Genomic DNA, 13,040 nt, shown 5'->3' with positions numbered 1-13,040 from the left:
CCGGATGCGGCCTAGCGTGGCGGCATGGCACCGATTCCCACTCCGTCAGCGGAGCCCCAGGACAGTCCGGACGGGTACGTCGGCCTCGACGCCGCGCACGCCGAGCGGCTCGCTCGGCAGCGGGGGTGGCAGACGGTACGGTCGCTGCCGCCGGGCGCGATCATCACCATGGAGTACCGGGTCGGGCGGCTGAACTTCGAGGTGCGCGACGGCCGGGTGGCCCGCGCCTGGAAGGGCTGAGCCCGGCACTCGGACGCGAGCACGACGAAGGCCCCGTCTCCCTCCCGGGTGCGGGGCCTTCATCAACGGCGCGGGCTGGCTGTGCGTACCGGGCCCGCCGCCTCCTGCGTCGTCAGCCGCCGGTCAGGGGGCGGGCCGGCTGGGAGGTGCCGCGCGGGAGCCGGTCCGTGTGCGGCAGACGGTCGGCGTGCGGTGGGCGGCGGCTGCCCACGGGGGTGACCGGGGTGCGCTCGGAGCGGGCCGTGTGCGGTCCGGGGGCCAGGTGCATCGCGCCCCGGGAGACGCGTGTCGAGGAGACCGGCTCGCGCACCGGCGCCGCCTCGGCGGGCACGCCGCGCGGTCTGAGCACCACCGGCGTGACGGGCACGACCGGTTCGGCGAGAGGCCGGCTGCGGCGGGCGCGCCAGCGGTCGCGCAGGTCGAAGAGCCATCCTTCCGCCCCGGCGATCAGCGGCTCGACCCACGGCAGGGCCAGCAGGATCAGCAGGCCGGCGGCCCAGCCCAGCAGCACGTCGCTCAGCCAGTGCGTACCGAGGTAGACGGTGGTGAGGCCGACGCCGAGGGAGGTGACCGCCGAGAGCGCCGACAGCCAGCGCCGCGCTCGCGGGGTGGAGGCCAGATACGCCAGGATGCCCCAGGTGACCACGGCGTTGGCGGTGTGGCCGCTGGGAAATATATCGCCGCCGAGACCCATCTCGTTCGAGCCGATCACGGTGGCGTAGTGCGGACCGAGCCGCCCCATGCCGATCTTGGCGGCGCCGACCGTGATGTTCAGCAGCAGCAGCGAGGCGGCCAGGGTCAGCAGGGGGCGGATGGTGTGCTGCCGCCAGGAGCGCCAGCCGAGCCAGGCCGCGACCATCACGGCGGTGGGGCCGCGCTGGCCGAGCACCACGTAGTAGTCGAGGAACGCGTGGATCTGCGGCCACTGCTGGTACGGCCGGAAGAACATGACCTGCCAGTCCAGCCGGACCAGCCAGGAGGTGGTCACCACGGCCCACACGATCGCCAGGTAGAAAGCCAGGGTCGCCGAGAACAGAACGACCCGGTGCCGGCTCATCCTCGGCACATCGATGTGGGCCGGTCGTTCCGGCTCACGGTCCAGCCTGGCGAACACCCGGTCCAGACGCCGGGTGAGGTTTCGTTCGGTACGCACCCAATCGACGTTACAGCGAGTGAGGTGTGTTCCCGGTCGAAACAGGGGCTTTGTGATGACGATGTGATGTGGCAAACCTCTCAAGGGCGGTGCGAATTCCCGGGATTCCGCAATCCTGTGAGGTCCCTCTCTTCAATTCCTTTGATCATGCCGGGTGTTGTTTATATGGCGCTTATGAATGTGTTAACCCGGTCCTGGTGCGGAATTCTCCGGAGCGTCATCGGGCGAAGAAGTCGATCATGGTGGGCCGGAGCCGTTCAGCCAGAACGCCCCGTAGACCGCCGACGCGACCGCCAACCCCGCCATGACCAGCACGGATCGGGACGTGCGCAGCCGGGCGAGGGCGCAGGCGAGCGGCAGCAGCACCGGGAAGGCGGGCATCAGCAGCCGCGGCTTGGAGCCGAAGTAGCTTGACGCGCACAGGGCGAGGGCGAGCACGACACCCGTGTACACGAGCAGTTCGACCGGCTGGCGCCCGCGTGCGCCGGTGACGTACAGCCAGAGCAGCAGGGCGACCCCGACGATCAGGCCGACGCCGGCCGGAGCGGACGGGAATGACGTGAACTTGTCGGCTACGAAACGGGCGAAGGCGTACCCGCCGTCGAATCCGTTGCGCCATCCGGCCTGGACGTCAAGGTATCCGAGTGGCCCCTTGCTCGTGCGGCGGCCGACCCAGAGGACATATCCGGCGGCGCCCAGCGGAGCGAGCGCCATCCCGAGCGCGCGAGGCCAGACAGGGGCGTAGACCTTGCAGTGGGCGCCGTCCGCTGGATGCACGCTCCCCGCGCGTGCGCTGTGCTCCTGCGCCGGGGCGTGTCCTTCGGGGTGCGCGCCAGGCGCGCGCCGCGCGCTTCGCTCTCGCACGAACGAGACCACGGCCGCCACCCACACCGCGGCGACCACCGCCGCCCCCACCGGCCGGGTCAGTCCCGCGAGCGCCGCCAGCAGGCCCGCGCTCACCCACCGCCCGGTGAGCACCGCGTACAGCGACCAGGCCGCGCACGCCGTGAACAGCGACTCGCTGTACGCCATCGACTGCACGATCCCGACCGGCAGCACCGCCCACAGCAGCACCGCGCAGCAGCCCGCCCGGGGGCCGTACACCCGGTCGGCGACGGCGAAGATCCCGGCCGCCGCGGCCAGTGAGGCGAGCAGACTCACCACAAGTCCGGCATCCGCGTACGACAGCGGCGCCACCGCGTGCAGCAGCCGCTCCAGCCACGGCAGCAGCGGGAAGAACGCCAGGTTGGAGTGGACGTCGCCGTTCGGCAGCCGCACCTCGTAGCCGTACCCCAGTTCGGCGACCCGCGTGTACCACAGCGAGTCCCAGCGCGCGGTCAGCAAGGTGTACGCGCTCTTGCCGCGCGCGGCGCTCCACGCCGCCAGTACGAGCAGCCCCAGGGCGCGGACCGCTGCGTAGCCCAGGAGGGCCGGCGCCGCCCGGCGCAGGAGGGGGGCGTGGGAGGGGGCCACGCGCGTGTCAAGATCGGTCACGGGCTCGATTATCGACCGGACGGGGAACCGAACAGCCCGCCGGGTCGTGGTCAAGAGGGGGTGACGTGGTGTACGCCACACGGGTTCCCTCACGCGTGTGAGAGGTCCGCCACGTGTCCCCGCGGCGAACTCGCGTACGCTGACGAGCCACCCGCGTGGGTTTGCGCGGGCCGGAGACACCGCTCCTCTCCGGCCTTACGACAGGGAGTCCCCACCCCGTCGCTCCGCCCCGCCCGCGGGATCATCTGGGAGGTACGTACATGTCCGGGACGACCACGGCTGCCGTACGGCCGCGCCGTCGGGCGGCCGGGGCCGGTGCCGACCGCTGGGTCGTCCTCGTCGTCCTCTGCATGAGCCTGCTGCTCGTCGCCCTCGACGCGACCGTGCTGCACGTGGCGGTCCCCGCCGTCACCGAGGACCTCAGGCCCGGCGCCATAGAGCTGCTCTGGATCGTCGACGTCTACCCGCTGGTCTGCGCCTCGCTGCTGATCCTCTTCGGCACCCTGGGCGACCGCGTCGGCCGCAGACGCGTGCTGCTGCTCGGCTACGCCCTCTTCGGCGTCGCCTCCGCCGTGGCCGCCTTCGCGCCCAGCGCGCAGACGCTGATCCTCGCCCGCGCGCTGCTCGGCGTCGGCGGCGCGATGATCATGCCCGCGACCCTGTCGATCCTCCGGCAGGTCTTCCCCGACCGGCGCGAGCGCGCACTGGCCATCGGCATCTGGAGCGCGGTCGCCGCCGTCGGCGCGGCCGTCGGCCCGCTGCTGGGGGGCTTCCTGCTGGAGCACTTCTGGTGGGGCGCGGTCTTCCTGGTCAACATCCCGCTGATGCTGGTCAGTCTGCCGGTGGGCCGGATCCTGCTGCCCGAGTCCCGCGGCGACGGCACCGGTCCCTGGGACGTGACCGGCGCGCTGATGGCGGCGGGCGGACTCTTCGGCGTCGTCCTCGGGGTGAAGCGGCTGGGCGGCGGCGAGGGCGCGGGGAGCCCCTTCACCGTCCTGCCGTTGCTGGCCGGCGCGGCCCTCCTCTTCTTCTTCGTACGGCGCCAGCGCCGGCTCCCGCACCCGCTGGTGGACCTGCGGATGTTCCGCCGGCCCGCCTTCAGCACCTCCGTGGGCTGCATCGTGCTGGCGATGCTCGCGCTGGTCGGCCTGGAACTGATCGCCGCCCAGTACCTGCAACTCGTGCTCGGCCTCTCGCCGCTGCAGACCGGCCTCAGACTGCTGCCCCTGACCATCGCCGCGATGGCGGCGGGCCTGGCGGGCGCACGGATGCTGCGCCGCTTCGGACCGCGCCGCATGGTGTGCTTCGGCTTCTGCCTGACGGCGGCCGCGGTGCTGACCCTGACGGCGATGGGCGACACCGACGACGCCCCGCTGCTGCTGGCCGGTTTCGTGCTGCTGGGCTTCGGCCTGGAGACCACGCTCTTCGGCGCCTACGAGTCGATGCTCAGCGAGGCCCCGGCGGACCAGGCCGGTGGCGCGGCGGCGATCGGCGAGACCTCGTACCAGCTCGGCGCCGGCATCGGCATCGCGCTGCTCGGCAGCGTGATGAACGCGGCCTACGCGCCGGGGCTGCGATCGGTTCCGGGCGTTCCGCGGCGCGCGTCGGACGCGGCGGGGCACTCGCTCGGCGAGGCCTACGAGATCGCCGGACGCCTCGGCGGCTCCGCCGGGGACGCGCTGCGCCGGGCGGCACGGGACTCCTTCGTGCACGGGCTGCATGTGACGCTCCTGGTGAGCGCGGGGCTGTTGCTGCTGGGCGCGGTGATGGCGCTGCGGCTGCCGTGGATCATGCAGTGCGGCGAGGAGCCGGACGGGGCCGAGGTGGGGCTGCCGGCGCCGCGGGAGGCGGAGTCGGCTGCCGAGAAGCCGCGGGTCTCCGCCTGACCTCCTCTGGACGTGCGGGACACTGCACCGTAACGTCGGCCGGAGAGCCGTAACTAGCGCTGCTAGTTTTTCCGAGTCCCGTGTCCGGAGGGTGTTCCATGTCCGCGTCCGCGAAGCTGCCCCCGTTCGACCCCGCCGATCCGCTCGGGATCGACGACCTGCTGGACCCGGAGGACCTGGCCGTCCGGGACACCGTCCGCAGCTGGGCGGCCGACCGCGTGCTGCCGTACGTCGCCGACTGGTACGAGAAGGGCGAGCTGCCGCAGATCCGGGAACTCGCGCGGGAGCTGGGCGGCATCGGCGCCCTCGGCATGTCGCTCACCGGGTACGGCTGCGCGGGCGCGACGGCCGTGCAGTACGGCCTGGCCTGCCTGGAACTGGAGGCGGCCGACTCGGGCATCCGGTCGCTGGTCTCCGTGCAGGGCTCCCTCGCCATGTACGCGATCCACCGGTTCGGCAGCGAGGAGCAGAAGCAGGAGTGGCTGCCGGGCATGGCCGCCGGCGAGGTGATCGGCTGTTTCGGCCTGACCGAACCCGACCACGGCTCCGACCCGGCCTCCATGCGCACCTACGCCAAGCGCGACGGCGACGACTGGGTCCTCAACGGCCGCAAGATGTGGATCACCAACGGGTCGGTCGCCGGGGTGGCCGTCGTCTGGGCGCAGACCGAGGAGGGCATCCGCGGCTTCGTCGTCCCCACCGGCACCCCCGGCTTCTCGGCGCCCGAGATCAAGCACAAGTGGTCCCTGCGCGCCTCCGTCACCAGCGAACTCGTCCTCGACGACGTACGACTGCCCGCCACGGCGGTCCTCCCCGAGGGCACCGGCCTGCGCGGACCGCTCAGCTGCCTGTCCCACGCCCGCTACGGCATCGTCTGGGGCGCGATGGGCGCCGCGCGCAGCAGCTTCGAGGCGGCCGTGGACTACGCGAAGACGCGGGAGCAGTTCGGCCGGCCCATCGGCGGCTTCCAGCTCACCCAGGCCAAGCTCGCCGACATGGCGGTCGAGCTGCACAAGGGGATCCTGCTCGCCCACCATCTGGGGCGGCGGATGGACGCCGGCCGCCTGCGTCCCGAGCAGGTCAGCTTCGGCAAGCTCAACAACGTCCGTGAGGCCATCGAGATCTGCCGCACGGCGCGCACGATCCTCGGCGCCAACGGCATCTCCCTCGAATACCCCGTGATGCGGCACGCGACCAACCTGGAGTCCGTGCTCACCTACGAGGGCACCGTCGAGATGCACCAGCTCGTGCTGGGCAAGGCGCTCACCGGGCTCGACGCCTTCCGGTGAGCCCCCGAGGGAGGCAGGGCCGGCGCGCGGCCCTGCCTCAGCTCTGATTGAAGAAGCCGTCCTCGCGGCGTGCGGCCGGCTCGCCGCTGATGATCTCCGTGTTCGCGGGGGTCAGCAGGAAGACCCGGTTCGCGACCCGCTCGATGGTGCCCCGCAGGCCGAAGGTGAGCCCCGCCGCGAAGTCCACGACGCGCTTGGCGTCGGCGGGCTCCATCGCCGTGAGGTTCATGATGACCGGGACCCCGTCCCGGAACAGCTCGCCGATGGCGCGGGCGTCCCGGAAGCTGTCCGGGGTGACCGTGCCGATCCGGCGGCCCTTCTCCTCGGCCGTGTCCGTGGCCACCTTCACCCGGGGGTCCGTGACCCAGGCGTCCCCGGACTCGGTGCCCTCGGAGTAGTCGTCGTCGTAGTAGCGCTCGTCATCGTTGTCGTCGACGAGGCCGAGCCACGCACTCGCCTTGCGTACCGATCCCATGGACGCCTCCTCTCACAGCAGTCCTTCTTGCTTTCCGCATCCCTATGGTCATCCATGATGCGGACGGCGCGCCAAGTGGATAGACGCCGCGCGGGGGGTTTGTGACGGTACTGGTGCACAGCCGATCCGTCGAGAGTCCTTGTGCCCCAAGGGTCGCGACTCATACGGCTGCTGACTGAGAGTGAAATATGATTGTCGTCGGCAGACGGGTGACGCACGGTGCGTACGGGTGAACGTCAACGTCGTACCACAGTACGGGGGATCGGTGTGTTCGGAATTGTCAGACCCTGCTCTCATCGGCTCGGCGAGAGCCTGAAGGCCGAGTGGATGGCGCACTTGTGCGGGCTCTGTCTCGCGCTGCGCCGCGACCACGGACAGTTCGCACGTATTGTGACGAACTATGACGGTCTTCTCATCTCGGTCCTGACGGAGGCTCAGGCCGGAGTGGTGGCCGGCGCCCGGCGCACGGCCGGGCCCTGCGCGCTGCGCGGGATGCGTACGGCGTCCGTCGCGCAAGGAGAAGGAGCGCGGCTCGCCGCAGCGGTCTCGCTGGTGCTCGCCTCGGCGAAGGTGCGTGACCATGTCGCCGACCGGGACGGGCTGCTGGCGCGCCGGCCCGTGGCGGCGGCCGCCCGCCGGGTCGCGGCGGGCTGGGGCCGGGCCGGTACCTCCGGCGGAGCTGCGGTCGGGTTCGACACCGGTGTGCTGGTCGAGGCCGTCGACCGGCAACTGGGCATCGAGACGCTGGCCGGGCCCGGCACCCCGATCCTGACGGTCACGGAGCCGACCGAGACCGCGACCGCCGCGGCCTTCGCCCACACCGCGGTGCTGGCGGGGCGGCCGGGCAACGCGGAGCCGCTGACCGAGGCGGGCCGTCTGTTCGGACGGCTGGCGCACCTGCTGGACGCCGTGGAGGACCGGCATGCTGACGCCCTGTCGGGTGCCTGGAACCCCCTCACCGCCACCGGCACCTCCCTGGCGGAGGCCCGCCGGCTCGCCGACGACGCCCTGCACGGCATCCGGCTGGCGCTGCGGGAGACGGAGTTCGCCGACGGCAAGCTGGTGCACCTGTTGCTGGCGCACGAGCTGCGGCGGTCGGTGGACCGGGCGTTCGGAACGGTGCCGGTGTGCTCGGCGCACCAGCCGGGGCCGGGCGCGGGTCCGTACGGGCCGCCGCAGCAGGGAGCGCCGCAGGGGCCGTACGCCGGTGGGAACGCGTATGCGGGAGGCAACCCGTACGCCGGTGGCGGCTTCGGCGCCGGTGGCGGTGGCGGTGGCTTCGGCGGTGGGGGCGGTGGCTTCGGACCCCCGATGCCCGTGCCTCCCAAGGGCCGGCGCGGTTTCTGGGCGGGCTGCGGGGTGTTCCTGACGCTGTGCTGCACCTGCAAGATGTGCTGCGCCGAGGAGTACGAGGGGCCGTGGTCCCGGAAGAAGCGCAACGGATGCTGCCAGTACTGCGACTGCTCCTGCCCGGGCTGCTGCGACGGCTGCGACTGCTGCTGCCCCTGCGACGGGTGCTGAGCGTTCCCTAGAGCAGGCGGAGCCCGCCGGCAGAAAAGAGCAAAGCGAAACCCCACCAGCACAAGGCTGGTGGGGTTCGGCGCGAACGCCGTTGCGATCATCGCTCCCTGGAATCCGGGTTGTCGATGTGCGCGCGAAGACGCTCGCGCATCATCCTCCGGTATTCCCGGGGATCCGCGTCGTACAGTGCGCAGTTGGTGCGCCAGGACTGCAGTTCATTCTGGATCTCACCCAGCGACCAGACGTATTCCTGTCCGCCGCCATGGCGAACCACGCCAGGCCTGTCGGGATCCGCTACCAGATCGAATCCGTGCAGCCGCTGCATCGCGGAGCGAACCATGGGGTCATGGATCCTCTCCTCCTCGTCCATGACCCACGGCTCTGCCCAGTCATGCACGTCGTCCCTGGTGGCCGTGCCCGCGAGCAAGGCCAGCCAGCGGTCTTCGACGTCTGTGCGACCAGGACTCGGACCTTCTCCGGCAAACCCTTCAGTCACGCCTTTTCTCCCTAGGACCAACGGCCGTCCTCGAGCCTACGCTCGATCGAAGCGTCCGACATTCTCTCGATGACCGTGGTGGGCCTGCCGCTCGGATTCGACGGGTCGCGGATCACGACCCGGCTCGTGCCGTCGCCATTGCTCAGCGTCTTGGCGATCTGCCCGTCCTCTTGGATGTACATATCGCCCTTCGACCACACCTCGTCCACGTCGACATCGCGATGTGCCTGCCGGAAATTGCCGTGGATGTCGCGACCGGAAGTCGAGCCGGACGGGCAGTTGTGCACCAGAACCGGAGTCCGGCCCGCCAGCACATAGTACGTGTGGACTTCGCTGACGCTCAGGTCGTGGGTGATCTGCTGCTTGGTGAAGTGGCGGACGGCCGTGACCTTGACCTGACGGCCCTCGTCGGTGCGCAGGGTCATGCCGGGCCGCAGGTCGCCGGCGTCCACCCAGATCCGCTCCGAGGGGGACCAGAACGGGTGAGTGACGGTGGCGATCAGCGACTCACCGGGGCGGTCGCCCTCGGCGGCTTTGAGTGTGAGGCCGACGAACTTCTTGTCGTCCTTCGTGAGGATGGTGTCGACGACCTTGTGAGCGGTCGTCCGCCCGCTCTTCGGATCGGTGGTGAGGGCCTTGTCCCCGACCTTCATGTCCTCGATGCGCTTGGTGCTGCCGTCTGCCAGCAGGACCCGTGTCCCGTCCAGGAAGCTGTGGGTACAGCCCGCCGCCCTGCGGACTCCTTGCAGTGCCGTGGCCGCCTCGCCGGCGAGGAGGATCGGAACGAGTTCCGACGTCTCCTTCATGGCCGCGTAGGCGCCCGCGTCGACGTTGCACTCCTTGCTGTGGGTGATGCAGTACGTCGCCGCTACCTTCTTGGCCTCCGCGAGGTCCTTCGTGTTCATGTACACCGCGTAGGCCTTCCGGCATGCGGTGCGTCCGAAGCACGCCATGGCGGTGCGGTCACCGTCACCGACCGGCGCGTCCCAGTAGCCGCCGCCCTGGGTGGTCCCGCCGTAGTGCGTCCACACCTGGACCAGCCGGAACTCGTCCCAGCCGTTCTTGGGCCGCGGCAGGTAGGACATGAGTTCCGCGGTGGTCGTCACGGTCGAACCGTGGCCGACGGTGCCGTTGCTGTGCGACTTGCTGCTTCCGCTGTCCGCCTTGTGCACAGGGTCGGGGTTGCAACCGCCGGTCTGGTAGCGGCAGTCACCGCCTCCATCGAGCATCAGGCCACTGGGATCACTGTAGGTGACCGGGTTGTTGGCCGAGTAGGAGTAGGAGTTGAGGTTCTGTGGGGCGTACGGCGTGCTCAGCGGGTCGGGGCTGAGGAACCGGCCCAGCTTCGCGTCGTACATGCGGGCGCCCAGGATCGACAGGCCCGTCGCGTCGTCCTCGGTCTTGCCCAGGAAGCCCCGGTCCGTACCCGCGGGGAGGGAGGTGCCGCCGCGCTGGGCCCCGAAGGGCAGGTAACGGCGGCGCTGCGCGGTGCCCGTGGCCGCGTCGACGATCAACTGGGTCGACGCCTGGCTGTCGGACATGATCCAGCTCAACTTGCTGCTGGTCTTGTCCACCGCGGTGCGCGAGGCCACGGCCACCGAGCCGTCGCTGTAGTAACGAGTGGCCTTCGGGTCGGCGCCAGGCGCCTTGTGAACCTCCTGACCCGAGAGGTACAGGACGACGTCGTCGGCGGACTTGCGCAGCAGGAGGCTGCCGGAGCCGTCGTAGACGTAGCCGGTGGTGCCGGCGCCGCTCGTCGAGACGACCTGGTGCAGCGCGTTCCACACGAAGTCCGTCTTCGCGCCGTTCACGGTGCGGCTCTTCATCTGGCCGGCGTCGTCGTAGGTGTAGCTGTCGGTGCCGGTGGCGGTCTTCACCGTGCTGACGGCGTGCGGGCGGGCGGCGCCTGCGGTGTACGTCGACTGGTCGGCGGAGTAGCCGGGGTAGACGTAGTCGCGGACGCTGCTGCCGGTGGCCGTGGTGCTGGTGACCTTCTGCAGGTTGCCGATGCCGTCGTAGCTGTAGTCGAGCTGATAGGGGTCCTGTCCGGTGGCCAGATCGGGCGTGAAGGGACCGGCGCAGCCGGTGGGCGCCGCCGAGGTCCAGGCGCGGCTGATCCGGTTCAGCTCGTCATAGGTGTAGCACTGGTGCTGTCCGGTGACCCGGTCCGCCAGGTCGGTGGTCTGGCCGAGGTTGTCGCGGAGGTAGTCGTCGTTCTGGACGGTTCCCTTCGTGCTGGTGGTGGCGGTGATGTTCTTCAGCCAGCCGGTGCCGTTGGCGTCGTCGTACGTGTACGAGCGGCGTGCCGTGCTGCCGGTCGTGGCCGCGGTGCCGTAGGTGCGGTCGGCCAGGCGGCCCAGGCTGTCGAATCCGGTGGAGTCGACGTAGACCGTGTTGGCGAGGTCGCTGGTGACCTTCTCGGGATTGCCGACGGCGTCGTACTGGGTGGTGACGGTCTCCTGCGGGAGGTCCCCGATGGCCGGGTAGGTCACGCTGGTCTGATCACCCGCGGCGTTGTAGGCGAACTGCGACTTGTACGTGCCCGCGAAGCCGGTGCCGTCGGCCGGGACGGTGGTCTGGGCCTCGGTGACGTTGCCGTCGGCGTTGTAGGAGTTGATCGCCTTGGTGTACGCGTAACCGTTCACGTACGAGGTCGAGGTGGCCAGTTCACCGATGCCACCCGCAGCGGTGTCGTAGGTGTTCCGGGTCAGCACGGTGCTGCCGTTCTGCACGGTCAGCGGCCGGTTGAGGTGGTCGTAGGTGTAGGTCAGGACGGTGCCGTTGCCGTCCTCGGTCGACTGGACGTTGCCGTTGGTGTCGTACGTGGTGGTGGCGATGCTGTTCGGATCGGTGTCGAGGTCCTTGCCGCCGGTGCGTTCGCCGAGCCAGTTGTAGCGGTAGCTGGTGACGTTGCCCTTGGCGTCCGTGATCTGCGAGAGCCGGCCGCTGCGGGTGTACTCGTACGACGTCGTGTACGTGGAGGGCCCGAACTCGACGACCTTGCTGACCTGCCCGAACACATCGGTGTAGGTGTTGGTGCGCTCGCCGGTGGCGGGCATGGTGGTGGTGTAGTCGCCGTGGTAGTGGGTGATCGCCTGGCCCTGGGCCTGCGGGTCGCCGTTCACCATGATCCGGGACTCGGTGGTGCGGCCGGCGTAGTCGATGACCAGGTCGGTGTAGGAGGGCAGGCTGTCCACGGTCGGCAGCACCATGCCGCCCGTCCGGGGATCCCCGGAGTTGTAGAAGGCGGCGCTGGTGCCGGTCACGTTGCCGGAGGTGTCGTACCGCGTGGACACGACGGTGCGCCCGGTCCCGGTGGCCGCGGGGGTCTGCTTCTCCCGGGTACGGCCGAGACCGTCGAGGTACTCGTAGCTCGCCAGGCTCGTTCCGGTGGACTGCAGCGTCGTCGTCGTGATCTTCGGCGGCACGGTGGAGACGAGGTCGGGAACGCCCTCGCTGTTGTCCGTGGCCGTGAGCGTGTACGTGTACTCGATCGAGGGCGTGCTGCTGTCGATCTGAGAGGGCTTGAACACCTTCCAGATGCGCCCCACCGCGTCGAGGTCGATGCGGGTGGTCTGGTTGTTGGCGTCCAGCACCTTGGTGGGAGCGCCCCACAGCCTGGAGTACCAGGTGGTGGTGGACTGCGGCTTGGCCGGCCCGCTGTCGTCAGGGTCGGGCGTGGTCACCTTGACGCCGTCGACGGGCCAGGAAGTGGCCGGCTGGTACGTCGTGGTGGTGGTGTTCTGCCTGCCGTCGGTCACGGAGATCTGCCGACCGGCCTGGTCGAACGTGGCGGTCGTCTCACGGTGGTGAGTGGCGTCCGTATAGGCGCGCACCTTGGTGGGATGACCGTCGGTGGGCTTGTCGGTGTCGACCGAGGTGGCGTTGTCGTAGAGGGTGACCGAGTACGCGTCCTGGTTGTCGTCGGCGCGGGAGGCGCAGTCGGCGGCGTAGTGGCGGGTCTCGTCGGGCAGCACCATCCAGCGCTGCACCGGGGAGTCGGTGAAGTAGTCGGTGTTGTAGGCGCGCCCGTAGGTGGTGCACCGGTTGTCGTCGGTCGCCGAGAGCCCCCAGTCGTTGGTGCGCATCGGCAGGCCGTACTTGGTGCTGGCCGGCTCGGTGTCGTCGTACTCGTCCTTGACGGTGTGCTCGCGCCAGCCGCTGGAGGTCAGTTCCTGCGTGGTGGTCTTGGAGTCGCGGACGAACCGGGCGTCGGGCAGGCCCTCGTACTGGGCGGTGTCGTGGGTCCAGTACTCGTGCCAGACGCGCTTGTGCGACTGGCCGGAGCCGTCGCGGTCGCTCGTCTCCAGGGTCTTGCCGTTCAGCCAGGCGGAGTCGGGCACCGCCGCGCTGCCGCTGTCACCGTCGTCGACGGTCACGGAACGCGTGGCGGACGGGTCGTCCTTGCTCGTGCGGTCGCCGTCCATGCCGCGGTACAGCCAGTAGTAGGTGGAGGCCGCGTTGGACTTGGTGCCGGTGTGGACCT

The 13,040-nt window shown here is 70.3% G+C and carries 9 protein-coding genes; 4 read left to right on the top strand and 5 right to left on the bottom strand.

All coding sequences use genetic code 11. The annotated features are described in order from the left end of the window. Window positions 1-24 precede the first annotated feature (24 nt). Complete coding sequence (locus ACZ5CW_RS38800; RefSeq protein WP_468610110.1) at window positions 25-240, top strand: I78 family peptidase inhibitor; 216 nt, start codon at window positions 25-27, stop codon at window positions 238-240. A 112-nt stretch (window positions 241-352) separates the two neighbouring features. On the opposite strand, the gene ACZ5CW_RS38795 is transcribed toward ACZ5CW_RS38800, so the two are convergent. After that, a complete protein-coding gene (locus ACZ5CW_RS38795) occupies window positions 353-1,393 on the bottom strand; it encodes a phosphatase PAP2 family protein (RefSeq protein WP_468610108.1) in 1,041 nt (346 codons plus the stop codon). 237 nt (window positions 1,394-1,630) lie between these two features. Further along, window positions 1,631-2,887 (bottom strand): glycosyltransferase family 39 protein, encoded by a 1,257-nt coding sequence (locus ACZ5CW_RS38790; protein ID WP_468610106.1) that lies wholly within the window; start codon window positions 2,885-2,887, stop codon window positions 1,631-1,633. Between the two features lie 260 nt (window positions 2,888-3,147). Here ACZ5CW_RS38790 and ACZ5CW_RS38785 point away from each other — a divergent pair, with 260 nt between their 5' ends. Beyond that, complete coding sequence (locus tag ACZ5CW_RS38785; RefSeq protein WP_468610104.1) at window positions 3,148-4,773, top strand: MFS transporter; 1,626 nt, start codon at window positions 3,148-3,150, stop codon at window positions 4,771-4,773. Between the two features lie 98 nt (window positions 4,774-4,871). Then, window positions 4,872-6,062 (top strand): acyl-CoA dehydrogenase family protein, encoded by a 1,191-nt coding sequence (locus ACZ5CW_RS38780; protein ID WP_468610102.1) that lies wholly within the window; start codon window positions 4,872-4,874, stop codon window positions 6,060-6,062. Window positions 6,063-6,099: 37 nt separating this feature from the next. Here ACZ5CW_RS38780 and ACZ5CW_RS38775 read toward each other — a convergent pair whose 3' ends face one another. Next, a complete protein-coding gene (locus ACZ5CW_RS38775) occupies window positions 6,100-6,537 on the bottom strand; it encodes a cell division protein SepF (RefSeq protein ID WP_468610100.1) in 438 nt (145 codons plus the stop codon). Window positions 6,538-6,804: 267 nt separating this feature from the next. On the opposite strand from ACZ5CW_RS38775, the gene ACZ5CW_RS38770 reads away from it, so the two are divergent. Beyond that, entirely contained in the window at window positions 6,805-8,058 is a 1,254-nt protein-coding gene (locus ACZ5CW_RS38770) for a DUF5685 family protein (RefSeq protein ID WP_468610098.1), read from the top strand. Window positions 8,059-8,155: 97 nt separating this feature from the next. On the opposite strand, the gene ACZ5CW_RS38765 is transcribed toward ACZ5CW_RS38770, so the two are convergent. Beyond that, the gene (locus tag ACZ5CW_RS38765; RefSeq protein WP_468610096.1) at window positions 8,156-8,554 is read right to left on the bottom strand and encodes a hypothetical protein; all 399 of its coding nucleotides are present in this window, start codon (window positions 8,552-8,554) and stop codon (window positions 8,156-8,158) included. A gap of 11 nt (window positions 8,555-8,565) precedes the next feature. After that, a partial coding sequence (locus ACZ5CW_RS38760; protein ID WP_468610094.1) for an RHS repeat-associated core domain-containing protein occupies window positions 8,566-13,040 on the bottom strand: 4,475 nt, incomplete at its 5' end.

This window comes from Streptomyces sp. NPDC031379, from assembly GCF_055569615.1.
This window is presented reverse-complemented; position numbering and strand designations above follow the sequence as displayed.

What these genes read in the sequence shown, in the direction of transcription:
- ACZ5CW_RS38780 (WP_468610102.1), top strand. Translation starts at nt 4,872, where the DNA reads ATGTCCGCGTCCGCGAAGCTGCCCCCGTTCGACCCCGCCGATCCGCTC.
- ACZ5CW_RS38775 (WP_468610100.1), bottom strand. Translation starts at nt 6,537, where the DNA reads ATGGGATCGGTACGCAAGGCGAGTGCGTGGCTCGGCCTCGTCGACGAC.
- ACZ5CW_RS38800 (WP_468610110.1), top strand. Translation starts at nt 25, where the DNA reads ATGGCACCGATTCCCACTCCGTCAGCGGAGCCCCAGGACAGTCCGGAC.
- ACZ5CW_RS38785 (WP_468610104.1), top strand. Translation starts at nt 3,148, where the DNA reads ATGTCCGGGACGACCACGGCTGCCGTACGGCCGCGCCGTCGGGCGGCC.